This window comes from Nonomuraea sp. NPDC050663 (genome assembly GCF_044456985.1).
Taxonomy (GTDB): domain Bacteria; phylum Actinomycetota; class Actinomycetes; order Streptosporangiales; family Streptosporangiaceae; genus Nonomuraea.
In genome coordinates this window covers 129,588-155,098 of sequence record NZ_JBITGL010000017.1, presented here as the reverse complement: position 1 = coordinate 155,098, position 25,511 = coordinate 129,588, and the positions used below count along the sequence as shown (strand labels likewise).

Sequence of the window (25,511 nt, the reverse complement as noted above, 5' to 3'; positions counted from 1 at the left end):
GGTGTCCGAGCGGCCTGGTGTCCGAGCGGCCTGGTGTCCGAGCGGCCTGGTGTCCGAGCGGCCTGGTGTCCGAGCGGCCTGGTGTCCGAGCGGCCTGGTGTCCGAGCGGCCTTCGCCTGTGCAGCTTCCGTCCGAGCGGTTCTGCGCCTCAGTTGAACCAGCCTGGGGCGTCCAGTTTCCATACGTTCTCCGGGGTCATCTTCCGCAGATCGCTCTCCAGGGCGGCCAGGCGGTCGGCGCCCAGGGTTTCGGCCCAGCGCCGGTGCTGGCGCCGGAGGATCTCGCCCGAGCGGATCAGCGCGTCGTACCCCCGGTCGGTCACCTTGACGATCTTCCGCCGGGTGTCGGCCGGGTCCACTGCCCGTTCCACGTACCCGATCTGCTCCAGCGCCTCCACGGTCTTGCCCGCCGCCTGTTTGGAGACGCCCAGCGTGCGCCCCAGCTCGACGGCGGTGGTGCCCTGGGGGCCGATGGCCTGGAGCACGAAGCCGTGCATGGGCCGCATGTCGGGGTGACCCTGCTGGGCCAGTTCGGCATGCAGCTCATCGATCATGGTGCGGAAGGCCAGCAGGAAGCGGAGAGGGAGTTCACTTGACACGATAGACAACCTGGTTCACTATTTAGACAACGGCATTGTCTATCTTAGGAGATCCCATGTTGATTCGCGAGGCCGACGCGCGTCGTACCGAGACCCCCGGCGGAATCATGACCACCCTCGCCTCCCCGACCCAGGGGGCGGCGGGCCTGTCGATCTGGCGGGTGGAAGGCAAGGCGGGTATCGCCGGGCCCGTGCACACCATCAGCGCCGACCAGGTCTGGACCTTCCTGGAGGGCGCGGTGAGCGTACGCCTGGGGGAGGAGGACCTCGCGGCGGTCGCCGGCGACACCGTGGTGATGCCGGCCGGGGCTGTGCGGCAGGTGACGGCGGGTGAGGATGGATTCGTGGCCATCTGCACGGCTCCCGCCGAGGCCAGGGCAGCGGTGGACGGCAAGGACTTCGGCATCCCGGCCTGGATCGCCTGACTGCCGCCTCCCCGGCGGCGCTCGGCTTGGCGCGTCGTCTGCGGTCGTCAGCGGTCGTCAGCGGTCGTCAGCGGTCGTCAGCGGTCGTCAGCCCGGCGCGGCCATCGGCCATCGGCCATCGGTCGGTCGCCGTCGGTCGGTCGGTCGCCGTCGGTCGGTCGCCGTCGGCTGGTCGCCGTCGGCTGGTCGCCGTCGGCTGATCGCCGTCGGTCGGTCACCATCGGCCGGTCACCATCAGCCGGTCACCGACGGCTGGTCGGCCGCCTAGCCGGGTAGGCGGTAGGTGCCGTCGTCGAGGACCTCGGTGAGGCCGTCGGCGACGAGGCCGTCGAGGGCGCGCTCGCGCTGCACCGCGTCGTCCCACACCACGTCCAGCGCCTCCTTGGGCACCGGTCCGTGCGCCTTGCGCAGAACGGCCAGCAGCCTGCCCCGGCACTGCCGGTCGGTGCCTTCGTACGTCTGCCCCTTGCGCGCCGGCCCGGAGTGCGGGGGTTTGCCCGCCAGGCGCCACGCGCAACGGTCGGCGATCGGGCAGTCGGCGCATCGTGGTGCGCGTGCCGTACAGACGAGTGCCCCCAGCTCCATCACGGCCACCCCCCACGTCGGCGCGCCGACCTCGGGCAGCAGCGACTCGGCCAGGCGCCGCTCGACGGCGGAGGTGGCCGTGGGTGGATACTCCTCGGCCCGCACGGCCCTGGCGAACACGCGGCGCACGTTGGTGTCGAGCACGGCATGGCGGCCGGCGAAGGCGAAGCTGGCCACGGCCGCGGCGGTGTATTCGCCGATGCCGGGGAGGGCGAGCAGCGTCGCGTGGTCGGAGGGCACCTCGCCGCCGTGCTCCTCGGTGATCGCGGTGGCGCACGCGTGCAGGCGCAGGGCGCGGCGCGGGTAGCCGAGCCGGCCCCAGTGGCGTACGGCCTCGCCGGAGGGTTGCGCGGCCAGGTCCTTCGGTGTCGGCCAGCGCTCCATCCACTCCAGCCAGATCGGCAGCACCCGGACCACCGGGGTCTGCTGCAGCATGATCTCGCTTACGAGGATGCCCCATGGCGTGGCGTCGGGACGGCGCCACGGAAGATCTCGGGCATTCTCTGCGTACCAGCTCAGGATGGGGGAGTGCAGCTCGGCCACCAGTCAAGACTACGGCGGGTCGTCACGCTGCAAGCACGGGTTTTCGTTCATGCTGTGCGTATGGAACCGGACACTTTCCGTGGCGACGCTGGTGATGTCTACTGGCGGCGGCGCATGAGCGTCCTGGTCGGGGCGCTGGTCGTGGTGGCCGTCGTGGCCTGGGCGTGCTCCAGCGGATCCGACGGGCCCGCCGGCAAGTCGAGTGCCCAGTCGCTCGAGAGCCCCCCGGCCGACCCGGTGCTCTCCGGGCTGCCGACGATCAGCCCGTCGCCCACCGCGAGCCCTTCCCCGTCGGCGTCGCCGTCCGCCAAGCCGTCGGCTTCGGTCAAGGCGGTCGCCGCCAAGCCCAAGCCGCGCAAGCCCGGTATGCCGTGCGAGCGCAGTGAGCTGGTGCTCAGCCTGCAGGGGCGCGAGGAGATCTACGCGGGCTCGGCCCAGCCGGGGTTCGTCTACACGCTGGTCAACACCGGGCCGGTCATGTGCACCGCCGATGTCGGGCCGCGTGCGCTGGAACTGCTGATCACCTCGGGTGACGATCGGATCTGGTCGACGGCCGACTGCGTGAGCGGGCAGGACGGCCAGATTCACAAGCTGGAGCGCGGGATCCCGCTCGTGCGCACGGTGCAGTGGGACCGTCGCCGGTCCGCGGCCGCGTGCGGCAAGGAAGGGCAGGCGGCGCTGCCGGGCACCTACGTGGCGGTGGTCGACGGCGGCTCCCTGCGCAGCCGCAAGGCGGTCTTCCACCTGCGGTGAGGTTGCTGAGGCGAGCGTGCTGACCAACCAACCACCTGCGGTGACGTTGCTCAGGGGAGCGTGCTGACCGCCATCCACCTGCGGTGACGTCGCTCAGGGGAGCGTGCTTACCACCATGCCCCCGGCGGTCCGGTTGAGCACGATGACGATGATCGCCAGTGCCAGGTAGACCAGTGGCGTCGGCAGGTTGCGCAGGTCGTGGGCGCGCACGTGGAAGAAGACCGCGGCGAGGAAGTAGCACGCCAGCGCGATCGCGGCGGCCAGGCCGAGGGGCGCCCACGCGAGCCCTCCGACCAGGCCCGCCGCGCCCGCCAGCAGGAGCGCGGCCAGCAGGTTGAGCCTCGGCTCCGCGACCCCTGCCCTGGCGTAGGTCCGCACGACCTCCTCGCGATGGCTCAGCTTCCTGACCGCTGAATACACGAGCAGCGCGGCCAGGATCAGGGAAACGACGACGAGGGCCATACCCACGAATCTAAACGCGTGTATAGATTCGTCAAGCGTCAGACGTAACGCTCCAGGATCGACGACTCGGCCAGCCTCGACAGGCCCTCACGCACGCTGCGCGCCCTGGACTCGCCGACTCCGCCCACGGCCTGCAGGTCGTCGATGCTGGCGGCCAGGAGCTTCTGCAGGCCGCCGAAGTGGCCGACCAGGCGGTTGACGACCGATCCCGGCAACCGCGGCACCTTGGCCAGGAGCCGGAAGCCGCGCGGGCTGGCCGGCCCGTCGAGCGCCTCGCCGCCGGAGTAATCGAGCACGTCGGCCACGGCCCCAAGGTCGAGCAGCTCGCTCGACGACAGCTTGTTGAGGTCGCGCAGGGCCTGCGGGAAGGCGCGCGAGGAGTCGGAGGGCAGGTAGTCGCGCACGATGAGCTCGCGCTCGGAATCGACGCCCGCGACCAGCTCTTCGAGCTGCAGCGACAGCAGCCGGCCGTCGGTGCCGAGCTCGACCACGTAGCCCTCGATCTCGTCGGCGATGCGCCTGACCATCTCGAGGCGCTGCACGACGGCCGCCACGTCGCGGACGGTGACCAGGTCTTCGATCTCGAGCGCCGACAGCGTGCCGGACACCTCGTCGAGGCGGTGCTTGTAGCGCTCCAGCGTGGCCAGGGCCTGGTTGGCCTTGGACAGGATGGCCGCCGACTCTTCGAGCACGTAGCGGATGCCGTCGAGGTAGAGGGCGATGATCCGCATCGACTTGCTGATCGCGATGATCGGGAAGCCGGTCTGCCGGGCGACCCGCTGGGCGGTGCGGTGGCGGGTGCCGGACTCGTCGGTCGGGATCGAGGGATCGGGCACGAGGTGGACCCCCGCGCGCACGATCTGGTAGTCGCCGGAGCGCAGCACGATGGCGCCGTCCATCTTGGCCAGCTCGCGCAGGCCCGTGGCGGAGAACTCGACGTCGAGCTGGAACCCGCCGCTGCAGATGGCCTCGACGTCGGCGTCGTAGCCGAGCACGATCAGCCCGCCGGTGTGTCCGCGCAGGATGCGCTCAAGACCGTCGCGTAGTTGAGTGCCCGGAGCCAGTGCGGCAAGGGCCTCGCGACGGCGGTCGTCGACGCTCCTGTCGTTTCCCACGTGGCCCCCGGTGTCGCTGTATACCAAATCCAGCTTAGCGTTCTCTTGGGGGAAGCCTGCCTGGGGTTTCCAAAGGATCACGTCATACGGTCAGAAGGATCAAGTGACGTGAGTCAGGGCATCCCACACATTCTCCGCCTCGACCACCTCGAAGCCCGGCGCGAACTGGGTGGGGCCGACGGGCACGAGCGAACGTTGCTGCTGGCGGCCGCCGGGCCGGCGGGTGCCCTCGTCGAGCGAACCCTTGGGCACCAGGGCGCGGGTGAAGCCCAGCCGGGCGGCCTCGGTCAGGCGCCGGCGCACGTCACGCACCGGGCGCAGCTCCCCGGCCAGGCCGACCTCGCCCAGGGCGATCATCCCGGCGGGCAGGGCGCGGTCACCGGCCGCGCTGGCCACCGCGAGCATGACGGCCAGGTCGACCGCGGGGTCGGCCAGCTTGATGCCGCCGACGGTGGCGGTGAAGACGTCGCAGCCGCCCAGCTTGGCGTTGAGCCTGCGCTCCAGCACCGCCAGGATCAGCTGCACGCGGTAGGTGTCGAGCCCGGAGCTGGTGCGGCGCGGCTGCTGGGCCTCGGTGCGGGCGACCAGCGCCTGCACCTCGGCGGGCAGCGGCCTGGTGCCCTCGACGGTCACGGTGACGCAGGTGCCGGGGACCGGCTTGGTGCGGTGGGAGACGAACAGGCCGGTCGGGTCGCTGATGCCTTCGATGCCGCGCTCGTGCAGGTCGAAGCAGCCGACCTCGTCGGTGGGGCCGAAGCGGTTCTTCACCGCGCGCACCAGGCGCAGCCGGGAGTGGCGGTCGCCCTCGAAGTTGAGCACCACGTCGACCAGGTGCTCGAGGGTGCGCGGGCCCGCGATCGAGCCCTCCTTGGTCACGTGGCCGACCAGAACGGTCGACATGTCGCGCTCCTTGGCCAGCCGTACGAGATTGGCGGCGACCTCGCGGACCTGGGTGACGCCGCCGGGGACGCCGGTGGCCTGGGCCGAGCCGATCGTCTGCACGGAGTCGACGACGAGCAGCCTGGGCTGGACCTTCTCGACGTGGGTGACCAGCGCCGCGAGCTCGGTCTCGGCCGCGAGGTAGAGGCGGTCGCGCAGGGCGCCGATGCGGTCGGCGCGCAGGCGCACCTGGGAGGCGGACTCCTCGCCCGTGACGTAGAGGACCGTCTCGCGGTCGGCGAGCTTGGCCGCGGCCTCGAGCAGCAGGGTCGACTTGCCGATGCCGGGCTCGCCGGCCAGCAGGACCACCGCGCCGGGCACCAGGCCACCGCCGAGCACGCGGTCGAGCTCGCCGATGCCGGTGGTGCGGGCGATGGCCACATCGGCCTTGACCTGGCCGATGGGGATGGCCGGCGCGCTGGTGGCGCCCGCCTGCACGACGTGCACGCCCTTGGCGGCGCCCTCCTCGTCGACAGTGCCCCACGCCTGGCACTCCGCGCACCTGCCGACCCACTTGAGCGTGCGCCAGCCGCACTCGGTGCAGCGGTATCCAACTGCAGCTGTCTTCGCCATGCCGAGCAGGCTAGCGGGGCCCGCCGACAAATCTCATTTCACGCGCGCGGCCCGGGCGTGCCAGGTGTCGCAGGCGGCGGGCCGCAGCTGGTCGAACCCGCGGTCGAACCACGTGAACTGGGTGCGCGGCAGGCCATGGGTGCGGTCCCACTCGTTGTCCTGGTCCCAGGTGACGATCGACTCGCGATACTGGTCGAGCGTCGTGCCCGTGGGGAACAACGCGTCGTAGAACACGCCGAGCCCGATGCCGGAGAAACACTGCGCCTGCAGTTCCGACCTGCGCGTCACCGCGTCCTCGGCCTTCTTGCCCTCGCCGTCGGCGCGCCAGTAGGCGCGGTTGGTGACGTCGCCGAAGCCGGACATCTCCTGCACGTGGTGGCCGTACTCGTGCGCGAGCAGGTCGACCATGTAGATCCGTGCCTCGGGGTACAGGTCGTCCTTCGTGATCAGCACCCACAGCCGCCGGTAGTCCTTGGAGCGGGAGTCGCCGCAGTACAGCCCGGTGGCGCCCTTGATCCACCCGCCGCACGCCTTCTTGGCCGGCTTGGCCAGGAAGGAACGCCGCGGCACCTGGAACTTCAGCCCCGCCCTGGTGAACTCCGTCTTCCAGTGCCGGTCCAGGCACGAGGCGAAGGCCGCCAGGTAGTTCCGCATGCCCCTCCAGCTGTTGTACGGCACGGCGGGCGTCTTGCAGGCACGCGGCCGGGCCTTGGCCAGCTTGTTCAGCGGGTTGCGGTCACGGGCGGCGTCGCCCACCGGGGGGTCGCTCAGCACTCTGCGCGGGGCGGGAGTGGCCGAGGGTTTGGGCTTGGCGGTCACGGTGGGCTTGGGACGCGCCGCCTGCTTCGTGGGCGCGGGCGGAGTGGACGCCGAGGGCACCGGGAGCAGGGAGCACCCGGTGATCAGGAAAGCGGCCACGAGCAGGGGGAGCATGCGGGGCATAGTGGCGTATCACGATATATGCCTTTCCTGATGAGGTCACTCCACCTCGGACAGGCCCAACTCCCTGACGATCATCCGCTTCGGCTTGGCCCCCACGATCTGCTTCACCGGCTCCCCGTTCTCGAACAGCACCATCGTCGGCAACCCCATCACCCCGTACCGGGCGCCGATCTGCGGGTGCTCGTCGAAGTTCAGCTTCCCGATCGTCAGCCCGTGCTCCGCCTCGATCTCGGCCAGCACCGGCGCGACCATGCGGCACGGCCCGCACCACTCGGCCCAGAAGTCGACGAGCACCGGCTTGTCGCTCCTGAGCACCTGCTCCTCGAAGGTGTCGGCGGTCAACTCGATCATTGCAACGCTCCCTTGAGCTGGGCGGCCACTTCGGCGCGACGGGCGAGCAGGACGCGGATCTCCTCGTCGATCTCGGCGATCTTGCGGCGGTAGACCTCGACCGACCCCGAGCAGGAGCCGCCCGTGGGCTGCCCGCTGCGCAGGCAGTCGACGAAGGGCCTGGCGTCCTCCAGGGTGAAGCCGATCGCGAGCAGCTCCCGGATCTCGCTCACCAGGCGCACGTCGGCCTCGTCGTACTCCCGGTAGCCGTTGCTCTCGCGCCTGGCGGAGATCAGGCCGTGCTGCTCGTAGTAGCGCAGGGAGCGGGTGCTCGCGCCGGTCTTCGTGGCCAGCTCGCCTATTCGCATACCGCCAAGGTAAACGTTGACACCTGTGTCAGGGTCAAGGCCTAGAAGCGGCGCCAGCGCAGCACGTTCGGGTAGGGGAGTTCGAGCCCGGCGACCTCCGACGCGGCGGCGCGCGCCACCTTGGGCGTGAACTCGATGCGCAGCACCGCCTCCAGGTCCGCCCTGGTCTCGAAGGCCATCCGCAGATCGAGTTCCTCGCGCTCCCAGCCCTGCTGGGTCCAGAACGCCTCCACCTTGGCGGGGGAGTACTGCGGCACGGTCTCGCGGAACCACCGCCCGAACGAGCCGCGCGAGCCGTCGAGGTCGATCACGAAGGCCGCGCCGCCCCGCCGTACGACTCGGGACAGCTCCCGCAGGCCCGGCTCGCAGCCGGGGCCGAAGAAGTAGGCCCAGCGCGCGATCGCGACGTCGACCGACGCGTCTGGTAGAGGGAGCGCCTGCGCGGTGGCCGTGTGGACGGTGACGTTGGTCACCGCGGCGCAGCGGCGCCTGGCCACGCTCACCAGGTCGCCGTGGGGTTCGACGCCGATGACCGCGCGTGCCTCGCGGGCGTAGGAGGGCAGGTGGTAGCCGGTGCCGCAGCCGATGTCGAGGATCGTGGCGCCGGTCCAGGGGCGCAGCTCACGCAGGCGGGCGTCGGCCAGGCCCTCGGGATCCACCGCGCGGTTCTCGGTTTCGTAGACCGCGGGGGTGTTCCAGATGTTGGGGCTGGGGATCGCGCCGGTGTGGATGCGTGGCATGGGTCAACGATAGGAGAGCTCGCGCTTTAGGCTGGCAGGGTGACAGACGTCATCCGCGTGCCCAATGCGAAGATCGCATTGTCCACGGCTTCGGTATATCCGGAACGCACTCCCGACGCGTTCGAACTCGCCGGGCGCCTCGGTTACGACGGTGTCGAGATCATGGTGGGCGCAGACCCGGTGAGCCAGGACATCGACGTCATCGAGCGGCTGTCCGACCACTACGAGGTGCCGGTGCTGGCCATCCACGCGCCCTGCCTGCTGGTCACCCAGCGGGTGTGGGGGCGTGACCCCTGGGCCAAGCTGGTCAAGGCGCAGCAGGCGGCCGAGCGGCTGGGCGCCACCACGGTGGTGGTGCATCCGCCCTTCCGCTGGCAGCGCGACTACGCCCGTGACTTCGAGATCGGGCTGGCCCGCATCCGCGACGAGACCGACGTGGTCTTCGCCGTCGAGAACATGTTCCCCCTCAAGGCCAGGGGCAAGGCGGTGGTGCCCTACTCACCCGACTGGAACCCGATCGACTACGACTTCCCCGACGTCACTCTCGACCTGTCGCACACGGCGGTGTCACGTTCCGACGCGATGGAGATGGCGGTCAAGCTGGGCGACCGGCTGGCGCACCTGCATCTCGCCGACGGCACCGGGGTGACCAACCTCGACGAGCACCTGGTGCCCGGCCGCGGCACCCAGCCGTGCGCGGCGATACTCGAGCGGCTGGCCACGACGGGGTTCACCGGCAACGTCGTGCTCGAGATCAACACCCGCAAGGCCGTCAGCCGTACGGAACGCATCGACGATCTCGCGGAGGCGCTGGCCTTCGCCCGGCTCCACCTCGCGACGTCTCCATGATCAGACGCACGCTCGGCAGGGTCTTCGACCGGGTGGCCGACGCCTACGACGCGGCCCGGCCCGGGTATCCCGACGGCCTGTTCGCGGCGCTGGCCGAGCTGACCGGGGCCTCGCTCGACGGCGCCCTGGTGGTCGACGTCGGCGCCGGCACGGGCATCTCGACCAGGGCCCTGCAGGCCAGGGGCGCGCGCGTGGTGGCCGTCGATCCGGGTGCCGAGATGTTGTCGCGGCTGGTGTCGCGAAGCGCGTGTACGGCGGTGCGGGCCGACGGCAACCAGCTGCCGCTCCACGACGGGGTGGCCGACCTGGTGTGCTACGCCCAGTCGTGGCACTGGCTCGACCCGGTCGTCTCGGTGAGCGAGGCCCGGCGCGTGCTCCGCCGTACGGGCACGATCGCGGCGTGGTGGAACACGCATGACACGGCCAACGCCGACTGGCTGGCCGGTTACGAGGCCGAGCTGGCCGAGCTCGTCCCCGAATACTGGGGCCCGGCGCATCCCCAGTGGCGCGTGCCGTCGATCGCGGCCGTGCTCGACGTCGAGGAACGCTGGGTCCACTGGACCCGGCTGGTGACGGTCGACGACTTCCTGCTCGACCTCAGGTCGCACTCCTACATGGCCGCCCTCGACCCGGGGCAGGCCGACCAGCTGGTGGGCGGGCTGCGCAGGCGGCTCGACGGCGACGCCCGGGAAGGCGTGCTGACCGTGCCGATGCGCGTCTACCTGGCGGTGGGCCGTTGAGTACGGCTCGCAGGCCTGGACGCCGCCCGGGCACGGCGGACACCAGGGGAGAGATCCTCGTCGCCGCACGGAAGGTCTTCTCCGAGAAGGGTTACGACAAGGCCACCATGCGCGGCATCGCCAGGGAGGCGGGCGTCGACCCGGCCCTGGTGCACCACTACTTCGCCAACAAGGAGGGTGTCTTCGCCGAGGCGTTGCAGCTTCCCGTCACGCCCGACGTGATCCTGCCCGAGCTCCTCGGCGCGCCGCGGCAGGAGCTGGGCGAGCGGCTGGTCAGGCTGCTGCTCACCGTCACCTCGGACCCGCAGGCCAGGGAGCCGGTCATCGCGCTGATGCGCTCGGCGATGACCAACGACCAGGCGAGGGAGACGCTGCGCGAGTTCATGTCGAGCGCGATGTTGTTCCGCGTGGCCGACGCGCTGGAGGTGCCCCACATCCGCATCGAGGCGGCATTCGCGCAGATGTTTGGGATCATCATGGCGAGGTATGTCCTCCGGCTGGAACCGATCGCCTCCGCTGACCTGGAAGAGATCGTCGAACTGGTGGGGCCGACGCTCCAGCGCTACCTTGACCCATAGAGCATTGTTCTAGATGGTAACGTTACTCGCCAGTAGCAAGGCTGGGGAGAACGTGGCTGACCAGCCGACGTAGGCTGATTGGCAACGCAACTCTGTGGGAGGGACCCGGTGCTCTGGGTAGCGATCCTCGCGCTCGTCATGACCGTCGCGGCGGTGGCCGTGGCCGGACGGCGGGCGTTGTTCCTCTTCAAGCTGGCCACCTCAGGCCCGCCCGCTCCCGAGCGGATCGAATATGCCAAGACCCATGTGCCCGAGGAGCTGAAGGCGCAGATCGTCGAGGTCTTCGGCCAGAAGAAGCTGCTCAAGTGGACCCCTTCTGGCGTCGCGCACTTCTTCGTCATGTGGGCCTTCTTCATCCTGCTGACGGTCTACATCGAGGCCTACGGCGCGATCATCCAGGGCGCGATCACCGGTGAGCCCGACTTCCACATCCCGATCATCGGGCAGTGGGCGGTGCTCGGCTTCCTGCAGGACTTCATCGCGGTGGCCTGTCTGCTCGGCCTCGTCGCCTTCGCGGTCATCCGGATCAAGAACTCCCCCAAGACCGAGGGCCGCAAGTCGCGCTTCTTCGGCTCCCACCTGGGCGGCGCCTGGCTCGTCCTGTTCATGATCTTCAACATCATCTGGACGTTGTTCCTCGCCCGCGGCGCGGCCAGCGCCAACGGCAACCTGCCCTACTCCAGCGGAGCGTTCGTCAGCATCTGGCTGGGCGACATCCTGCCCGCCAGCGACCTGCTCGAAGAGATCGCCCTGCTGCTGCACATCGGCTTCATGCTGGTGTTCCTGGTCATCGTGGTGAACTCCAAGCACCTGCACATCTTCACCGCGCCGCTCAACGTGCTGTTCTCGCGCCGGCCCGACGGGCTGGGCGAGGCGCCCGAGATGCGCATCGACGGCAAGCCCGTCGACTTCGAGGACGAGGACCTCGACCCCGAGAAGCTGGGCCGCGGCAAGATCGCCGACACCACCTGGAAGGGCTTCCTCGACTTCTACTCCTGCACCGAGTGCGGGCGTTGCCAGTCGCAGTGCCCGGCGTGGAACACCGACAAGCCGCTGTCACCGAAGATGCTCATCCTCGACCAGCGTGACCACGCCTTCAAGGTCGCGCCGTACCTCCTGCCCGGCGCCGACACCTCGCACGCCGGCCAGGACGTGCTGGCGCTGCTCGAAAAGCCGCTCGTCGGCGAGGACGGCGTCATCCACCCCGACGTGCTGTGGTCGTGCACCAACTGCGGCGCCTGCGTCGAGCAGTGCCCCGTCGACATCGAGCACATCGACCACATCCTCGACATGCGCCGCTACCAGGTCATGGTCGAATCGTCGTTCCCGTCCGAGGCGGGCGTGATGATCAAGAACCTGGAGAACAAGGCCAACCCGTGGGGCATGTCCGAGATGAAGCGGGCGGACTGGATCGAGGAGCTCGACTTCGAGGTCGAGGTCGTCGACGAGAAGCTCTCCGAGGACACGGAGTACCTCTTCTGGGTCGGCTGCGCCGGAGCCCTGGAGGACCGGGCCAAGAAGACGACCAAGGCCGTCGCCGAGCTGCTGCACATCGCGGGCGTCAAGTTCGCCGTGCTCGGCCCGATGGAGGCCTGCACCGGTGACCCGGCCCGCCGCCTGGGCATGGAGTTCATCTTCAACATGCTGGCCAAGCAGAACATCGAGACGCTGAACGAGGTCGGCGCGAAGAAGATCGTCGCGACCTGCCCGCACTGCTTCAACACCCTGGCCAACGAATACCCCCAGCTGGGCGGCCGGTTCGAGGTCGTGCACCACACGCAGCTGCTGGCCAAGCTGGTCGACGAGGGCAAGCTGGTCCCGATCAACCCGATCGAAGAGAAGATCACCTACCACGACCCGTGCTTCCTCGGCCGCCACAACAAGGTCTACAGCCAGCCCCGCGACATCATGTCGAAGGTGCCCGGCGTGCAGACCCAGGAGATGCACCGCCACAAGGACCGCGGCTTCTGCTGCGGCGCCGGAGGTGCGCGCATGTGGATGGAGGAGCGGATCGGCAAGCGCATCAACACCGAGCGGGTCGACGAGGCGCTGACGACCGATCCCGACACCGTCTCCACCGCCTGCCCCTTCTGTCTCGTGATGCTCGGTGACGCCATCAACGAGAAGAAGAACGGCGGCCAGGCCAAGGAGTCGCTGGAAGTCGTGGACGTCGCACAGCTTCTGATCCGATCCGTCAAATCCTGAAACATCCGGATGTCAGGTACGAAACCCGGCATCCACATAACGGGAAAATCACGGTAACCTCAACGTCGCATGGCTTCAATCGACGGGGAGGGGGCCGGTGATACGCGTGGTCGTCACGGACGCCGAGGTCACCTTGGCTGATGTGCTCTCCCTCCGCCTCGCCTTGGAGCACCCCCTCCCCGACGGCACCGACCTGGTGCTGAAACATCGGGTGAGCGGGGTGCAGCGGGAGATTCCGCTGGGTCCGCTGGAGACCGCCTCGCTGGCGGTCTCCCTGGCCCCGCTCGACCTGAGCGCCGGGCGCTGGGACGCCTACCTGCGCCACGACGGCAAGAAGACCCGGCTCAAGTCCATCGATCCCGGCTTCTCCCTCGACCACCTCGACACCTACGCGCTGTGCAAGCGCACCCTGGCCTACCGCTCCTACCGCACCCGCAACGGCTTCCTGGCGCTGAAGGTCGCAGACGCGGCGCCCGCGGCCGAGGTCAAGGCGGTGTGGTTCCGCGAGGGCCGCTTCGAGGTCACGGGCGTGCTCGCCTACACCGGCCTCGACGACGACGACGCACGTCACGAGGCCAGGCTGACCCTCCACCGGCCCCAGGCCACCATCCGCACCCCGGCCACCGTGCAGGGCATCCGCTTCCACGCGGCGGTCTCCCTGGTCGACGTGATCACCGACGATCCCGGCAGCTGGGAGCCCGCGCTGGAGGTCGAGGGCGTGCCGACGCCGCTTCGTCTCAGCTCCCGCCTCGACGACGTCGACGGCAAACGCCGCCGCGTGCACTATCCCGCCGCCCGCGTCGACGGCGTGCCCGTACGGCCCAGCTACACCGCCGACGACGAGTTGCGGATCGAGGTGGGCGGGTGAGGATCACGCTGGTGCTGCCCTCCGCGTACGGCATGCGCGGGGACGTGCGGGCCACCCTGAACCTCGCCGACGCCCTGTCGCTGCGCCACGACGTCGAGGTCGTGAGCATCAGGAGACACAAGGAGAAACCCTTCTTCCCGGCCGGCCCGAACGTGCGGATGCGGTCGCTCATCGACGCCAGGCCCGGCGTGCGCCATCTGCTGCCACGGGGACAGGTGCGCACGGAGGTGGCGCTGTGGCGCATGTTGCGCGGTCTCAAGAGTGACATTTTGCTGACCACCCGACCCGGGCTGTCTGTCCAGGCGGCTAGATACGCGCCGCGCGAGATCTTCCGGGTGGCCCGCGAATGGGGCCGCCCCGCCGTACCAGGGCCCGTGAAGAAGTACTACCCGCGGCTCGACGCGGTCGTCACCGGCACCGAGTCGGCCAAGGACGAGTGGGACCGCCTCCTGGAGCAGGGCCCCGGCGTGCACGTCGTGCCCGACGCGCTGCCGCCCGGGCCGTTCCCGCGCTCGCGCATGGACAACCGCATCGTCGCCGCCGGCGGCAGGTGGGTGCCGGTCAAGGCCTACGACAGGCTCGTGCGGGCCTTCGCCGTCGTCGCCGACAAGCGGCCCGACTGGCGGCTCAGGCTGTACGGCTCCGGCCCGGAGGAGTCGCGCCTGAGGCAACTCGTGGGCGAGCTCAACCTGCACAACCACGTCTACTTCATGGGCACCACCTCCGATCTGGCCGGGGAGTTCGCCAAGGCCTCGATCGTGGCCACCACCTCGCGCTCGGAGGACCTGGGCATGACGGTGCTGGAGGCGATGGGCTGCGGCGTGCCCGTCGTCGCCTTCGACGGCGCGCGGGGGCCCTCCGAGTTCATCGCCACCGGATACAACGGGGTGCTCGTGCCCGAGGGCGACAACGAGTCGGAGCGGTTCGCCTTGGCCCTGCTCGCGGTGATCGACGACGAGCGGCGCCGGCGTTCCCTGGCCGCGGGGGCGATGGAGACCGTCGTGCGCCACTCCGCCGGAGAGGTGTGCGAACAATGGGAGAAACTGGTCAGCGATCTGCGCTGACGGAGCCGGTACCTTGTAGTCATGCATGGGTACAGCGGAGACAAGCAGGCGTATCTGACCCGCCTCAGGCGTATCGAGGGTCAGATCCGGGGTCTGCAGCGCATGGTGGAGGACGACTCCTACTGCATCGACGTGCTCACCCAGATCTCCGCCGCCACGCGGGCGCTGCAGGCCGTAGCGCTCGGGCTGCTCGAGGATCACATCTCCCACTGCGTCGCCGACGCGATCAACAGCGGGGGCCCTGAGGCGGACGCGAAGGTGAAGGAGGCCTCGGCGGCCATCGCCCGGCTGGTGCGTTCGTAGCTTTCGGGGGACTAGTCACCCTGGGGCCCCTTCCCGGGCCCGTAAACCACCGTCCCGGACCCCATGGGAGTCCGGGACTAGGTCTTTGTGATGGTCCTGTGCTGACTTGCTCTCGTGACTTCTCTCAGTGACTTGCCGAAGTCCGCAACCCGAGCGCGTCGTCGAGCTCGTCCAAGGTCAGTCGCCGCGGGCTGATCGCCACGGCGGAGAGTACCTCGGCGTAGAGCGCAATCTCGTCCAACGCGACACGGTCATGGACCCGGAGGTCCAAGTCTTCGTGCCCCACCGCGTCGTCCTTCCTTCCGCAGCCCACACCCTCTTCGAGGTTACGGCGGGGGGCCTTGCGGCGACATGGCCCATCGGAGTCATTCCTTTCTGCGCCGCGCTACCCCCAACAGGATCATTTCCCGGTTTCTAAGATCACAATTCGGGAAATTGCAGGATGGGTTGAGTGTTAGAACGATATAGGCGGAGTAAGGGTGAAATAGCGGGATTAGTGGTTTACATGAGGGTCGTCCCGCTCGTGCGCGATCCGCTCCGCGACGGCCTTGGGACCCGGATGCTGCGTGAGCTCGACGCCCGTCAGCCTCGACCAGGCGTGCGCCGCCGCGTAGGCCGCGCCCAGGACCGCGGCGGCCGTCGACCGGTCAGGCGGCTCACGGTCGATCAGCTTCTGTACGGCGGGGCTGGGCAGCGTGGGCATCGGCGGCTCCGGCCTGGGCCTGGAGGCGGAGGCGGACCAGTCGCTGACGTCGGGCGCCCACTCGCCCGTGGGCAGCTCCCAGGAGCCGGTGGACGCGGTGCCGCCCTCCCTGGAGCCCGTCGCCGCCTCCCGCCGGAAGGGCGTGGCCTCCGGCGGGTCCTGACGTCGCACCGCGGCGCGCAGCCGATGATCCAGCCACGCCTCCATGCGTCCTTCGGGATCGGGCAGCTCGGAAAGAAAGGCACCCGCCCACACCAGGGGCTCGGTCGCGAAGGCCAGGCTGCCCACCAGGTCGTACACGGCATGCCTGAACGCCTCGCCGGGGGAGCGCTCGGCCAGCAGCGCCCGGTCGAGGTCGCGGGGGCAGCGAGCCAGCCACGCGTGCCGTACGGCCTCGTCGCCGTGAGCGGCGGCGCGGTCGTCAAGATCCGGCTGGCGCAACAGCGGCTCCACCATCGCCAGCAGCGCCGTCGCCCGCGGCCGGAACCGGGCGTCGTCGGCCAGGGCGTGCGCGGTGTCCGCCATCAGCGCCACGAGCCGCAGCGCCGCGCGATGCTCCCCGCCCCGCACCCGCTCGGCGAACAGCGTGGCCAGGTCGATGAGCCCGGGTGACGGGATCCACCGCACCCACTCGTCGCCGGGTAGCGGCCTGCCCAGATACTCGCCGAAGACCGTGATCAGCCGCTCGTTGCCGTCGAAGGCCGGAGCGTAGGCGCACCACATGATCGTGCCCCAGATCGCGGCGACGGTGCTCGGCACGTCGGCGGCGAAGATCTCGGTGAAGGCGGTGAGCGGGTATTCGGCGACCGGCCGCCGGCCCGCGGGCCGCAGCAGCACCCGGATGCGCTCCGTGAGCTCCTTCGGCACGTCGGGCCCGATGAACCCCTGCACGGATCCCGAGTCGGGCGCGCAGTCGGGGCCGGTCGGAATCAGGTGCGTGAGCACCACGGCGGCCGGGTGGGACACCCTCGTCGCCGGGCAGCGGGCGGGCGGGGCGGCCAGATGCCAGCGTCCGTCGACCGGATCCTGCACGTGCCACCGGCCGTGGGCGCCGAACAGCCATCTGCTGCCGTCGGAGGTGACGAGGATGCGGGCGGCGATGGCCTGAGCTCTGACGGGTACGGCCAGGCCTGACCAGCGGGGGTCGAGGATCATGGCCCTCGCCTCCGCCTCGGCTTCGTCGAACGCGTCCCAGCGGTCGGGCATGGCGGCAATAGTACGCGCCGCGACGGGCTCAACCGCGCGGAGCGTACATGATCACCAAAACCCCGACCAAGCAGATGGAAGCCCCCACCACGTCCCATCTGTCAGGCCGGAACCCGTCCACGACCATCCCCCACGCCAGCGACCCGGCCACGAACACCCCGCCGTAAGCGGCCAGGATCCGCCCGAAGTTCGCATCCGGCTGCAATGTCGCGACGAACCCGTACACGCCCAGCGCGACGACCCCGGCACCGATCCACACCAGCCCCCGCTGCTCGCGCACCCCCTGCCACACCAGCCAGGCGCCGCCGATCTCGGCAACCGCGGCCAGGGCGAACAACAGCAGGGAACGCGCGATCGTCATGCCGCTAGTAGATCGCATCCTCCGGAAGCCGGTAGAACTCCTCCAGGACGGCACGAGCGTTGTCGTCGTCGCTGACGGCGCACTCCCACACCACGTGCTCGCCCTCGACCGACACCTCGAAGGCGAAGAACGCGCAGCAGGCCTTCTCTCTGACGGCCAGATCCCGCACCCATTCCTCGACGCCGGCCTCGGCGCGCAGCAGGAACCGGATGCCCTGGCCGGTCCGCTCCCGGCCCGCCAGATGCCGGTCGAACAACCGCCGATACTCCCGCAGCCGCTCCTCGACGGTGTCCTGGGCGGTGCTCATGTCGCACGCGACCGGGGTGGACGCTGGAGGGATGTTCATCGCGCATCTCCTTCTGACGCTGTTTCTCGAACCGTAGACTCTGGACCTAAGTCCAGAGTCAAGAGGTGAGCCAGGTGAAGATCGGTCAGGTGGCGCGGGAAGCCGGGGTCAGCGTCGACACGGTCCGCTTCTACGAGCGCCGGGGCGTCCTGCCCGCCGCCGAACGCAGGCCGTCGGGCTACCGCGCCTTCACCCCTGCCGCCGTGGAGCGCATCCGGATGGCCAAGAGCCTGCAGGAGCTGGGGTTCACCCTCGACGAGGTCGTCGATGCCCTGGCCGCCCACGATCAGGGAGAGGCTACGTGCGAGAGCGAGCGGTGGCGGCTGGAGGCGGTGGTGACCCGGATCGACGCCAGGATCGCCGAGTTGGGAAGGGCCAGGAGGGCGGCCCTGGAGACCCTGCGGGACTGCGAGAGCGGTTGCTGCAGGCTCCTGCTGTGATCCCGGCGGCCGGCTCAGTGCCGGACGGTGACGACGATCTTGCCCAGCTGGTCGTTCGACTCCATGTGGCGATGCGCCTCGGCGATGTCGGCCAGGTCGAAGGTCCGGTCGATGGCGGGATTCAGCGTGCCTGCCCGCAGGCCGGCCTCGACGAAGGCGCGGGCGCGGGCCATGCGGGCGGGATCCGCGGTGACGCTGTCGACGGCGAAGCCGTGGATGTTGAGCGGCCAGTTCATGGGCAGGGGCGCGGGCCGGGCGTCGAGCCAGCCGTACACGATCAGCAGCCCGCCGTCCGCCACGGTCTGGGCGAGCTCGGCCAGGCCGGACCCGCCGACGGCGTCGAAGACGGTCCTGGCGCCCTTGCCGCCGGTGAGGGCACGCACCCGGCCGGCGACGTCGCCCTCGTCGGCCGCGACGACGTGGGCGGCTCCCGCCTGGAGCAGCCGCGCGGCCTTGGCGGCGGTCCGGGTGACGGCGACGGGCACGGCGCCGAGATGGTTGGCGATCTGGATGGCCGCGAGCCCGACGGCGCTGGAGGCCGCGGTGATGACGACGGCATCGCCGGGATCCGTACGGCCCACCTCCACCAGGGCGCCGTAAGCGGTCAGGTAGGTGGTCCACAACGCGGCGCCGGTGATGGCGTCCATCGTGGCGGGCCTGGGCAGCAGGGCGCGGGCCGGGACGTTGACGCGGTCCGCGTAGACGCCGTGGCGTGACATCTCCTGATCGCCGACGACGCTGACCAGGTCGCCCGGCACGAAGTCCGTGACGTCGGCACCGACCTCCTCGACCGTGCCCGCGGCCTCGAAGCCCAGGCGGGAGGCGGGAAGGGTGGGCTGGTAGTAGTAGGTGCCGGCGCGGAAGAGCGCCTCGGCGCGGTTGACCCCGATGGCGTCGATGCGGACACGCGCCTCACCCCGGCCCGGCGCGCCGAGCCGTACCTCCTCGACCTTCAGGACGTCGGGACCGCCGAGTTCGTGGAAGAGCACCGTGCGTGCGTGGTTCGTCATGGGGAAGACGCTACAAATCCGCTGGGGAGACTCTCCATGCCACAGAGTCTCTGGTTCTTGTCCGATCGTCTCGTCTCGTGGATGATCGATGCCATGGATGTGCTCAGCGACGCGATCACCGCGATGCGCACCGGCGTCCCGCACTCCTCGCGCACCCTCATGGCCGCGCCGTGGGGCATGCGGTTCGCCCCCTCCGACGGCGCGGGCTGCCACGTCATCCTCCGCGGCTCCTGCTGGCTGCTCCCGCCCGGCCGTGAACCCGTGCCGCTCGCGCCAGGCGACGTGGTCTTCCTCGCCCACGGACGCGGGCACGCCATCGCCGACGATCCCGCTACGCCGCTGGTCGACGTCGTCCAGGACCACGACGGGAACTGGGTGATGACCGAGGAGCCGCCTGCCGCCACGGGACCGGCCACGCTGATGTTGTGCGGCGCCTACCGGCTCAGCCGGACGCGGGCGCACCCGCTGCTCACCGGGCTTCCCGACGTCGTCCACCTGCCCGCCAGGATGGGCGTGCACCCCGCGCTCCGCGCCGCCGTCGATCTGCTGGGGGCCGAGCTGGAGCAGCCGGGACCCGGTTCCGACGCGCTGGTGCCCGCGCTGCTCGACTCGCTGCTGCTCTACATCCTGCGCGCCTGGCTGCACGGGCACGCCGACCAGGCCGCCACCGGCTGGGCCGCGGCGCTGGCCGATCCGGCGATGGCCGACGCCCTGCACGCCCTCCACCACGACCCCGCCCACCCGTGGACCGTGGAGGAACTGGGCGCGCGGGCGGGCCTGTCGCGGGCGGCCTTCGCGCGCCGCTTCACCGCGGTGGTGGGCCAGCCGCCCCTCACCTACCTGACGTGGTGGCGCATGACCGTGGCCGGGCGGCTGCTGGCCACCAGCGACGTTCCGCTGCGCGTGGTCGCCGAAGGAGGCGGCTACTCCTCGGAGTTCGCCTTCGCCAAGGCGTTCAAGCGGGAGTTCGGGATGTCGCCCGGGAGGTACCGCAGACAGCACTCCAGCGCTGCGGCGGGATCATGAACATGCCAGTCAGGTGCCGCCCCGGCCATTAAAGACGGCAGAATGTCCGATATGCGGGCGAGGGTAATTGCGGCTCTTGTGGTCGTTTGCGGGGTAAGCGGCTGCACGACGGGCGGGCCACCAACCCCTCCACCAGTGGCTCAGTCCGGCGGCGCCGCCCTCCCACTGGGAGAAGCCGACCCGCCCGTCCCCGGCGGCGAGGTCGGCTCGGCGTCGAGCGAATTCACCAGTACGGCGGAGCTGCCCGTATGGCTGAAGCTCAGCGACACCGAAGGCGACCTCAACCGCCTCACCAGGCTGGAGATCGCCGGCGGCCACCTCACCCTGGAACCCAAGCCCTCGGCCTGGTTCGACGGCTTCCGCGGCCCGTTCGTCTACCAGGAGCTCGCGGGCGACATCGTGATGCACATGCGGGTCAAGTCGGAGGGCCTCAAGGGCGGCTCGCCCAAGCAGATCTTCTCGCTCGGCGGCGCGATGGTCAGGGTCCCCGACTCCGACACCAAGCCCAACTGGCTCTCCGTGACGACCGGCACCGGCGACGTCGCCAACCGCGTCGAGGTCAAGGAGACCCTCGACGGCAGCTCCAAGCCGGAGGAGCACCCGGTGAAGGCCGGCTGGGTGGAGCTGGTCCTGGCCAGGACGGGCAGCCTGGTGGTCGCCTTCTACAAGGAGGAGGGCGGCGCCTGGAAGGTCGGCAGACGCTGGGCCCGTCCCGACCTGGCCGAGACGCAGGTGCTCCAGTGGGGCATGACCGGCTACACCGACTGGAACAGCTTCGGCACCCTCAAGCAGGACCCGGCCAAGGCGAACCTCACCGACATCAAGGGCAAGCCGGACCTGAAGCTCAGCGTCGACTTCGTCCGCTTCCTGCGCCCTCACATGCCCGACGGCGTCGACCCCATGAACCCGGCCTCGGTGAGCGACGAGGTGCTGATCAGATTGCTGACGCCCGCCGGTGCCTGAGTGCCTTGGCGTGATAGTTGTCCGGTGTGCGAGCGAAGGTCGCACGGTCGGAGTCGGTGAGCTCGCGCACGATCTTGCCGGGCGTGCCCGCGACGAGCACGCCCGCGGGGATTTTCTTTCCCGGCCCGACCAGGGCTCCAGCTGCGACGAGAGTGCCTGCGCCGATGCGCGCGCCACCGAGCACGATTGCACCGATCCCGATCAGGGCACCGGTTTCCACATGCGCTCCGTGCACCATGGCCTTGTGGCCCAGGCTGACCCGGGGCTCGAGGACGGCCGGCTCGCCGGCGTCGGCGTGCAGGCAGCACAGGTCCTGGACGTTGCACTCCTCACCGATCTCGATCCGCTCGTCGTCTCCCCGAAGAACGGAGCCGTACCAGATGCTCGCCCGGGCCCCGATCCTGACATTCCCGACTACCGTCGCTCCGGGCGCTATATACGCCTCCGGGTGAATGTCGGGCACCGCCCCGCCGTCCAATGCTGCTATGTACACCCGCCACATCGTATTTCCTGCCCCACCTATGCCGTTCCGGTTGCGACTTGGGTCAGAAGGAAGCAAAGTCGTTTCCTGAAGTCACGCAGCCACAACTCGCAGTGATTCTCCCGCCTCACGCAAACAGGTAACCCCCATGACGAACCAGCACGACATCCTTCCCGAACTCATGCAAGAAGACGTCTTCGAAGTCGCCATCCGCGGCTACAACCGGCGTCAGGTGCACGACCACATGCTGCGCACCCGCAACCAGATCAGAGACCTGGAAGAACGCCTGGCCAGGGCCATAGACCAAGCCGAGCAGTCCCGCATCGAGCTGGCCGAGGCCCGCCGCCGCATGGTGGAGGCGCCGCAGAGCTACGACGACCTGAGCCCGCGACTGGCCCAGATCCTCAAGCTCGGTGAGGAGGAAGCCGCCTCCAAGCGTTCCGACGCCGAGGCGGACGCCGTCCGTCGGGTGGAGGGCGCGCAGGCCGAGGCCGACCGGCTCGTGACGTCCGCGCGGGAGACGTCCGACAAGATCCTCACCTCGGCGCAGGCCGAGGCCGAACGGCGCGTCGCCGAGGCCACCGAGGCAGCCGAGCGCATGCTCGCCCAGGCCGGCGCCGACGCCGAGGAGACCCTCACCACCGCCCGCGCCGAGGCGGAAGAGGGCCTGCGCGAGGCGCGTGGCGAGGCCGACCGCATGCTGACGGCCGCGCGTGTGGAGTCCGAGCAGCTGGTCGAGAGCGCCCGCGCGGAGGCCGAGTCGACCCTCGGAAGCGCCCGTGCGGAAGCCGACGCCACGTTGCGTACGGCACGCGGCGAGGCCGAGACGACCCTCACCTCGGCCCAGCAGCGCGCCAACTCCCTCGACGAGCACACGGGCCGCCGTGTCTCCTACCTGACCGACACCCACGGCGAGGTCGTGCGCCGCCTGAGCGAGATCAGCGTCGTGCTGGCCGACCTCATGGACAAGGAGGCGATGGCGGGCGAGCTCATCCCGACCGCCCCGCCCGCCCCCCTGCCCAGCGAGTCGCCGCGCGGCGAGCTGGTCGTGGTGGAGGAGATCGGCCCGGAGCCCGCTCCGGAGGAGGAAGTGGACGACGAGATCACGTTGAACAGGCTGCCTTCGCCGCAGTAGTGCTGGGGGAGGGCCGTCTTGCAGGCGGGCGAGGCCGGGGCGGCGACACTACGGTGCCGTCCCGGGCATCACGCGTCGTCCGGGCCCCCTGATTCGAGCTGCAACGGCGCCGCGGTCCCTCCGCTGAGCTCGCGCCCGTGGTACAGCGTGAACTCCAGTTGCCTGGCGAGCCCGGGAAGGTTCGCCGGCGGCAGGTACGCGTCCGCCCCCGCGTCGAGCAGCCGCCGCACCGGCCCGTGATACTGCACCCCGAGCTCGTCGTCCTCGATCTCGGTGATCACGATTCTGGCCTTGGGGAAGGAGTTCTTGAGCGCCCCGATCAGCTGCGGGCTCCCCGCCGGCACCAGCAGCACGTCGGTCGTCTTGGGGGCCGCGAGCATGTCGAGCACCACGTAGTCGGGCCCGAGCTGCTTCGCCAGCGCCACGCGGGCCTTGGCGGACAGTTTCATCGCGGTGGCCACGACCGTCACGCTGTCGTAGTCCTTCGGCGCCTCCTGCTTCACCTCATTCGGCGCGTCACGGCCGACGACGGCTCCCTGGACCACGGCGACGGTGCTGGAGATCTTCGCGATCGACGCGCCGTCACGGGTGACGATCACGTGCTCGTCGGGTCCGAGGGCGTCGATGAGGGCCACGACATCGTCGGGGAGGCGGGTGACGTCGAGGCGTTCCGCGGAGCTCGGGGTGCGTTTGCGAAACTTCATGCTCGCGGCGCGCTCACGGTGTTCGACCAGCTGATCACGTGGACCCCTTCAGATGCGCGGTGATCTTTTTTGGACGACACCGAAGAAGGATTGGTTCGGGGCTGTGCCGGATTTATCCGTAAATAGTCGGTATCTGGTCGGTGGCAAGCATCGGACACCCCATGGATCTCATCCCCACCAGGTGCGATCATGGCAGAAATGAGCGGAAGCCCCCGCCCCCGATAGGGTCAAGGACTTCCGCGTGGGAGCCCGGTGCCGGAGCCGCCGAGACGCTGGACCCGGCACCGGGCGACTATGGCCTGGACCTAGTGGACCGGTCCAGGATCAGGGATCGGGCGCATCCGTCGCTCCGGGCAGACGCGCCCGCCTCTCTTGGTCTCGCAGCTGCTCGCGCAGCCCGTCAGGATCATCGGCATCGATGGTCATGGCGCATCCCGCCTCGCGCTGCGCTGCGCTGAGCGGGTGGTGCCTGGTGGCCCACCAGCGGCCCGCGTCGCTCCGCCAGATGGTCCAATGCGGGTACTCCCGGGCGATCTCGGCAAGATGCCGATCAAAGGACATCGCTCAACCCTTCCCGGGCCCGCTTTGCGACTTTCCGTGCTCCTCCCAGGAGACTTCACATCTCTAGAGAGGACAAGATCCGCCAAGGCTAGGTCAACCTACCGCTTGACAGACCAACTTGATCTATGCGTCGAAGTCATACTGAAGTACATATGCGGCCGCATCCAGCACCATCTCGTTCAACTCGACCGGGATGCCTCGAGCGGTGTACGCGGTGCGCAGGACGACGATGACCGGCGTGCCGCCAGGTAGATCCAGCAGATGTGCCTCGCGCGGGGTGGGCATGCGGGCGCGCACTTCCTCGGTGAAGTGCGCGGGGCCGACTCCCAGATCGCCGAGGCGAGCGTAGACACCGCCGGGGCCGGTGTCGTTCAGGGTGATCGCGCTTCCCTCGACCAGATCGGCAGGGAAGTAAGAAGTGGCCAGTTGGACAGGGCGCGCATCCACGGAGTAGCGCCGCCGCCTGACCCACACGTCGCGTGTGTCGAGCACGCTCCCCGCCTCGAAGGAAGCGGGTTCACGAACGATCTCCACCTCGTCCACGGTGAACGGGCGTCCTCTGGTGTCCGCGTCCCAGATGGACCTGCCCTGTCCCCACTGCTCGCGGGACAGACGGCGGGAGCCGTGTCTTCGGATGGGTTTGAACAGTCGCACATAGACCCCCGAGCCTCGTTTCGGTACTGCCAGCCCTTCGTTGATTAGGACGGATAGCGCTTGCCGGGCAGTAGCGCGCGCAATCCCGTACTCGGACATGAGCGCGTTCTCCCCCGGCAACTTGTCCCCATCGCGCAGCTCGCCGGCCGCGATCCGGGCACGGAGCTGGTCGGCGATGCGGCGATAGATGGGGGGCTCGTGAGGTACCGGGGATTCAGACACGTTCGATCACCCTCTGTCACCAACCGGGTTTGGCGTCTCCAGAGAACTTGCCCCGTCTTGTCCACGATCGCACAGATACGCAGGTTGGTCGCGTGCTTCTTTTGAGTGGATCGTGCCCGTGTGGCGATCAGAGGTCGTTTTTGCGGTCCGTTACCTTGGAACGGTCCTGGCCGCTATTCGATCAGCCCACCAGCGGCGTGTAACCAGGGCGAACAGTACGGCGCCCGCGGTGTTGATCAACACGTCGTCCACGGTGGAATGCCGTCCGAGGCGGAAGCCGTACTGGAGGACCTCCACGGTCGTGGACGCGAGGGCCGCCACGAGCGCGACGCGGGGGAGCGAGGCGAAGCGCCTGGAGCGGACAGGCAGCAGCGCACCAAGCGCCGCGAAGACCAGTAAGTTGCCCACGACCTGCACGAACACGGTCCCGAACGGCTGGGTGAAGAACCAGCCGAGCTCATGGAAGGGCACGAGCGTGACGCGCACGCCGCGATGCAGCGGGGTGAGGATCATCCACACCCAGGGGGCCGTTCCGGCGACTATGCCCACGTCAGCGAGGGCGGTGCGCAGGGGTGCGGGGTGGTTGGCGCGCTTACGGAGCCGGGTGAGGATCAGGGCTGCGAGGAGGGCCACCGGAAGCCCCAAAAGGGCAGCAATGATGACATTTCCCCACAGGTCCCAAGCGCGCGTCACCCGTTCATCCTGAGGTACGGGAAGGT

Annotated in this window: 31 protein-coding genes; 13 read left to right on the top strand and 18 right to left on the bottom strand. The window is 69.6% G+C overall.

Going from position 1 to position 25,511, the window contains the following annotated elements; genetic code table 11:
- Positions 1–148: 148 nt before the first annotated feature.
- Entirely contained in the window at positions 149–598 is a 450-nt protein-coding gene (locus ACIBH1_RS38575) for a MarR family winged helix-turn-helix transcriptional regulator (protein ID WP_397319006.1), read from the bottom strand.
- Between the two features lie 56 nt (positions 599–654).
- Between ACIBH1_RS38575 and ACIBH1_RS38570 the strand changes: the two genes are divergently transcribed.
- Positions 655–1,023: a cupin domain-containing protein gene (locus ACIBH1_RS38570; RefSeq protein ID WP_397319005.1), complete on the top strand. Its 369-nt coding sequence runs from the start codon at positions 655–657 to the stop codon at positions 1,021–1,023.
- A 264-nt stretch (positions 1,024–1,287) separates the two neighbouring features.
- Here ACIBH1_RS38570 and ACIBH1_RS38565 read toward each other — a convergent pair whose 3' ends face one another.
- Positions 1,288–2,043, bottom strand: a complete 756-nt coding sequence (locus ACIBH1_RS38565) for an A/G-specific adenine glycosylase (RefSeq protein ID WP_397319059.1) — start codon at positions 2,041–2,043, stop codon at positions 1,288–1,290.
- A gap of 168 nt (positions 2,044–2,211) precedes the next feature.
- Here ACIBH1_RS38565 and ACIBH1_RS38560 point away from each other — a divergent pair, with 168 nt between their 5' ends.
- Positions 2,212–2,904 (top strand): hypothetical protein, encoded by a 693-nt coding sequence (locus ACIBH1_RS38560; RefSeq protein WP_397319004.1) that lies wholly within the window; start codon positions 2,212–2,214, stop codon positions 2,902–2,904.
- A gap of 93 nt (positions 2,905–2,997) precedes the next feature.
- On the opposite strand, the gene ACIBH1_RS38555 is transcribed toward ACIBH1_RS38560, so the two are convergent.
- The 7 genes from ACIBH1_RS38555 to ACIBH1_RS38525 all read right to left on the bottom strand — a co-directional run bounded on the left by ACIBH1_RS38555 (position 2,998) and on the right by ACIBH1_RS38525 (position 8,373).
- Entirely contained in the window at positions 2,998–3,366 is a 369-nt protein-coding gene (locus tag ACIBH1_RS38555; protein WP_397319003.1) for a DoxX family protein, read from the bottom strand.
- Between the two features lie 38 nt (positions 3,367–3,404).
- The gene (gene disA / locus ACIBH1_RS38550) at positions 3,405–4,481 is read right to left on the bottom strand and encodes a DNA integrity scanning diadenylate cyclase DisA (protein WP_397319002.1); all 1,077 of its coding nucleotides are present in this window, start codon (positions 4,479–4,481) and stop codon (positions 3,405–3,407) included.
- A gap of 99 nt (positions 4,482–4,580) precedes the next feature.
- Positions 4,581–5,993: a DNA repair protein RadA gene (gene radA, locus ACIBH1_RS38545; RefSeq protein ID WP_397319001.1), complete on the bottom strand. Its 1,413-nt coding sequence runs from the start codon at positions 5,991–5,993 to the stop codon at positions 4,581–4,583.
- A gap of 33 nt (positions 5,994–6,026) precedes the next feature.
- Positions 6,027–6,926 (bottom strand): neutral zinc metallopeptidase, encoded by a 900-nt coding sequence (locus tag ACIBH1_RS38540; protein ID WP_397319000.1) that lies wholly within the window; start codon positions 6,924–6,926, stop codon positions 6,027–6,029.
- A 45-nt stretch (positions 6,927–6,971) separates the two neighbouring features.
- On the bottom strand, positions 6,972–7,286 hold the full coding sequence (gene trxA / locus ACIBH1_RS38535; RefSeq protein ID WP_397318999.1) for a thioredoxin: 315 nt from the start codon (positions 7,284–7,286) through the stop codon (positions 6,972–6,974).
- Positions 7,283–7,633 (bottom strand): MerR family transcriptional regulator, encoded by a 351-nt coding sequence (locus ACIBH1_RS38530; RefSeq protein WP_397318998.1) that lies wholly within the window; start codon positions 7,631–7,633, stop codon positions 7,283–7,285. Before ACIBH1_RS38530 ends, trxA begins: the two co-directional genes overlap by 4 nt.
- A 41-nt stretch (positions 7,634–7,674) precedes the next feature.
- Entirely contained in the window at positions 7,675–8,373 is a 699-nt protein-coding gene (locus ACIBH1_RS38525; protein ID WP_397318997.1) for a class I SAM-dependent methyltransferase, read from the bottom strand.
- Positions 8,374–8,412: 39 nt separating this feature from the next.
- Between ACIBH1_RS38525 and ACIBH1_RS38520 the strand changes: the two genes are divergently transcribed.
- From ACIBH1_RS38520 to ACIBH1_RS38490, 7 genes are all read left to right on the top strand, one after another.
- Complete coding sequence (locus ACIBH1_RS38520) at positions 8,413–9,222, top strand: sugar phosphate isomerase/epimerase family protein (RefSeq protein ID WP_397318996.1); 810 nt, start codon at positions 8,413–8,415, stop codon at positions 9,220–9,222.
- On the top strand, positions 9,219–9,962 hold the full coding sequence (locus ACIBH1_RS38515) for a class I SAM-dependent methyltransferase (protein ID WP_397318995.1): 744 nt from the start codon (positions 9,219–9,221) through the stop codon (positions 9,960–9,962). Before ACIBH1_RS38520 ends, ACIBH1_RS38515 begins: the two co-directional genes overlap by 4 nt.
- Positions 9,959–10,540 (top strand): TetR family transcriptional regulator, encoded by a 582-nt coding sequence (locus ACIBH1_RS38510; protein WP_397318994.1) that lies wholly within the window; start codon positions 9,959–9,961, stop codon positions 10,538–10,540. The genes ACIBH1_RS38515 and ACIBH1_RS38510 overlap by 4 nt, the downstream gene beginning before the upstream one ends.
- Positions 10,541–10,648: 108 nt before the next feature.
- Positions 10,649–12,745 carry a (Fe-S)-binding protein gene (locus tag ACIBH1_RS38505; RefSeq protein WP_397318992.1) on the top strand — a complete coding sequence of 699 codons (2,097 nt, stop codon included), beginning with the start codon at positions 10,649–10,651 and terminating at the stop codon, positions 12,743–12,745.
- 97 nt (positions 12,746–12,842) lie between these two features.
- Positions 12,843–13,613 carry a hypothetical protein gene (locus ACIBH1_RS38500; RefSeq protein ID WP_397318991.1) on the top strand — a complete coding sequence of 257 codons (771 nt, stop codon included), beginning with the start codon at positions 12,843–12,845 and terminating at the stop codon, positions 13,611–13,613.
- Positions 13,610–14,677, top strand: a complete 1,068-nt coding sequence (locus ACIBH1_RS38495; RefSeq protein ID WP_397318990.1) for a glycosyltransferase — start codon at positions 13,610–13,612, stop codon at positions 14,675–14,677. Before ACIBH1_RS38500 ends, ACIBH1_RS38495 begins: the two co-directional genes overlap by 4 nt.
- A 21-nt stretch (positions 14,678–14,698) precedes the next feature.
- On the top strand, positions 14,699–14,980 hold the full coding sequence (locus ACIBH1_RS38490; RefSeq protein WP_181610929.1) for a metal-sensitive transcriptional regulator: 282 nt from the start codon (positions 14,699–14,701) through the stop codon (positions 14,978–14,980).
- A 493-nt stretch (positions 14,981–15,473) separates the two neighbouring features.
- On the opposite strand, the gene ACIBH1_RS38485 is transcribed toward ACIBH1_RS38490, so the two are convergent.
- From ACIBH1_RS38485 to ACIBH1_RS38475, 3 genes are read right to left on the bottom strand one after another with little or no spacing between them, the layout of a single operon-like run.
- A complete protein-coding gene (locus ACIBH1_RS38485; protein WP_397318989.1) occupies positions 15,474–16,889 on the bottom strand; it encodes a hypothetical protein in 1,416 nt (471 codons plus the stop codon).
- Positions 16,890–16,917: 28 nt separating this feature from the next.
- Positions 16,918–17,250, bottom strand: coding sequence for a YnfA family protein (locus ACIBH1_RS38480; RefSeq protein WP_397318987.1), 333 nt, complete (start codon positions 17,248–17,250; stop codon positions 16,918–16,920).
- Positions 17,251–17,254: 4 nt separating this feature from the next.
- Complete coding sequence (locus ACIBH1_RS38475; protein WP_397318986.1) at positions 17,255–17,596, bottom strand: hypothetical protein; 342 nt, start codon at positions 17,594–17,596, stop codon at positions 17,255–17,257.
- A 74-nt stretch (positions 17,597–17,670) separates the two neighbouring features.
- On the opposite strand from ACIBH1_RS38475, the gene ACIBH1_RS38470 reads away from it, so the two are divergent.
- Positions 17,671–18,036 (top strand): MerR family transcriptional regulator, encoded by a 366-nt coding sequence (locus ACIBH1_RS38470; protein WP_397318985.1) that lies wholly within the window; start codon positions 17,671–17,673, stop codon positions 18,034–18,036.
- A gap of 14 nt (positions 18,037–18,050) precedes the next feature.
- On the opposite strand, the gene ACIBH1_RS38465 is transcribed toward ACIBH1_RS38470, so the two are convergent.
- Positions 18,051–19,046 (bottom strand): zinc-dependent alcohol dehydrogenase family protein, encoded by a 996-nt coding sequence (locus ACIBH1_RS38465; protein ID WP_397318984.1) that lies wholly within the window; start codon positions 19,044–19,046, stop codon positions 18,051–18,053.
- 93 nt (positions 19,047–19,139) lie between these two features.
- Here ACIBH1_RS38465 and ACIBH1_RS38460 point away from each other — a divergent pair, with 93 nt between their 5' ends.
- Positions 19,140–20,072 (top strand): AraC family transcriptional regulator, encoded by a 933-nt coding sequence (locus ACIBH1_RS38460; RefSeq protein ID WP_397318983.1) that lies wholly within the window; start codon positions 19,140–19,142, stop codon positions 20,070–20,072.
- Positions 20,073–20,207: 135 nt separating this feature from the next.
- Positions 20,208–21,035: a hypothetical protein gene (locus ACIBH1_RS38455; RefSeq protein WP_397318982.1), complete on the top strand. Its 828-nt coding sequence runs from the start codon at positions 20,208–20,210 to the stop codon at positions 21,033–21,035.
- Here the strand turns inward: ACIBH1_RS38455 and ACIBH1_RS38450 are convergent.
- The gene (locus tag ACIBH1_RS38450) at positions 21,007–21,528 is read right to left on the bottom strand and encodes a gamma carbonic anhydrase family protein (protein ID WP_397318981.1); all 522 of its coding nucleotides are present in this window, start codon (positions 21,526–21,528) and stop codon (positions 21,007–21,009) included. The two genes, ACIBH1_RS38455 and ACIBH1_RS38450, sit on opposite strands and share 29 nt — an antisense overlap.
- A gap of 136 nt (positions 21,529–21,664) precedes the next feature.
- Here ACIBH1_RS38450 and ACIBH1_RS38445 point away from each other — a divergent pair, with 136 nt between their 5' ends.
- A complete protein-coding gene (locus ACIBH1_RS38445; RefSeq protein ID WP_397318980.1) occupies positions 21,665–22,651 on the top strand; it encodes a hypothetical protein in 987 nt (328 codons plus the stop codon).
- Positions 22,652–22,719: 68 nt separating this feature from the next.
- Here the strand turns inward: ACIBH1_RS38445 and ACIBH1_RS38440 are convergent, their stop codons facing one another.
- The 4 genes from ACIBH1_RS38440 to ACIBH1_RS38425 form a co-directional block, all read right to left on the bottom strand.
- Positions 22,720–23,355 (bottom strand): hypothetical protein, encoded by a 636-nt coding sequence (locus tag ACIBH1_RS38440; protein ID WP_397318979.1) that lies wholly within the window; start codon positions 23,353–23,355, stop codon positions 22,720–22,722.
- Between the two features lie 324 nt (positions 23,356–23,679).
- Positions 23,680–23,916, bottom strand: a complete 237-nt coding sequence (locus tag ACIBH1_RS38435; protein ID WP_397318978.1) for a hypothetical protein — start codon at positions 23,914–23,916, stop codon at positions 23,680–23,682.
- Positions 23,917–24,039: 123 nt separating this feature from the next.
- A complete protein-coding gene (locus ACIBH1_RS38430) occupies positions 24,040–24,792 on the bottom strand; it encodes a GntR family transcriptional regulator (protein ID WP_397318977.1) in 753 nt (250 codons plus the stop codon).
- Positions 24,793–24,942: 150 nt separating this feature from the next.
- Positions 24,943–25,425, bottom strand: coding sequence for a VanZ family protein (locus ACIBH1_RS38425; RefSeq protein ID WP_397318976.1), 483 nt, complete (start codon positions 25,423–25,425; stop codon positions 24,943–24,945).
- Positions 25,426–25,511 lie beyond the last annotated feature (86 nt).

Bases quoted from the DNA above. Each gene is read 5' to 3' on its own strand.
- ACIBH1_RS38570 (WP_397319005.1), top strand. From the start codon at position 655: ATGTTGATTCGCGAGGCCGACGCGCGTCGTACCGAGACCCCCGGCGGA.
- ACIBH1_RS38565 (WP_397319059.1), bottom strand. From the start codon at position 2,043: ATGCTGCAGCAGACCCCGGTGGTCCGGGTGCTGCCGATCTGGCTGGAG.
- ACIBH1_RS38560 (WP_397319004.1), top strand. From the start codon at position 2,212: ATGGAACCGGACACTTTCCGTGGCGACGCTGGTGATGTCTACTGGCGG.
- ACIBH1_RS38555 (WP_397319003.1), bottom strand. From the start codon at position 3,366: ATGGCCCTCGTCGTCGTTTCCCTGATCCTGGCCGCGCTGCTCGTGTAT.
- radA (WP_397319001.1), bottom strand. From the start codon at position 5,993: ATGGCGAAGACAGCTGCAGTTGGATACCGCTGCACCGAGTGCGGCTGG.
- ACIBH1_RS38540 (WP_397319000.1), bottom strand. From the start codon at position 6,926: ATGCTCCCCCTGCTCGTGGCCGCTTTCCTGATCACCGGGTGCTCCCTG.
- trxA (WP_397318999.1), bottom strand. From the start codon at position 7,286: ATGATCGAGTTGACCGCCGACACCTTCGAGGAGCAGGTGCTCAGGAGC.
- ACIBH1_RS38530 (WP_397318998.1), bottom strand. From the start codon at position 7,633: ATGCGAATAGGCGAGCTGGCCACGAAGACCGGCGCGAGCACCCGCTCC.
- ACIBH1_RS38525 (WP_397318997.1), bottom strand. From the start codon at position 8,373: ATGCCACGCATCCACACCGGCGCGATCCCCAGCCCCAACATCTGGAAC.
- ACIBH1_RS38515 (WP_397318995.1), top strand. From the start codon at position 9,219: ATGATCAGACGCACGCTCGGCAGGGTCTTCGACCGGGTGGCCGACGCC.
- ACIBH1_RS38490 (WP_181610929.1), top strand. From the start codon at position 14,699: ATGCATGGGTACAGCGGAGACAAGCAGGCGTATCTGACCCGCCTCAGG.
- ACIBH1_RS38485 (WP_397318989.1), bottom strand. From the start codon at position 16,889: ATGCCCGACCGCTGGGACGCGTTCGACGAAGCCGAGGCGGAGGCGAGG.
- ACIBH1_RS38480 (WP_397318987.1), bottom strand. From the start codon at position 17,250: ATGACGATCGCGCGTTCCCTGCTGTTGTTCGCCCTGGCCGCGGTTGCC.
- ACIBH1_RS38475 (WP_397318986.1), bottom strand. From the start codon at position 17,596: ATGAACATCCCTCCAGCGTCCACCCCGGTCGCGTGCGACATGAGCACC.
- ACIBH1_RS38465 (WP_397318984.1), bottom strand. From the start codon at position 19,046: ATGACGAACCACGCACGCACGGTGCTCTTCCACGAACTCGGCGGTCCC.
- ACIBH1_RS38460 (WP_397318983.1), top strand. From the start codon at position 19,140: ATGGATGTGCTCAGCGACGCGATCACCGCGATGCGCACCGGCGTCCCG.
- ACIBH1_RS38445 (WP_397318980.1), top strand. From the start codon at position 21,665: ATGACGAACCAGCACGACATCCTTCCCGAACTCATGCAAGAAGACGTC.
- ACIBH1_RS38440 (WP_397318979.1), bottom strand. From the start codon at position 23,355: ATGAAGTTTCGCAAACGCACCCCGAGCTCCGCGGAACGCCTCGACGTC.
- ACIBH1_RS38435 (WP_397318978.1), bottom strand. From the start codon at position 23,916: ATGTCCTTTGATCGGCATCTTGCCGAGATCGCCCGGGAGTACCCGCAT.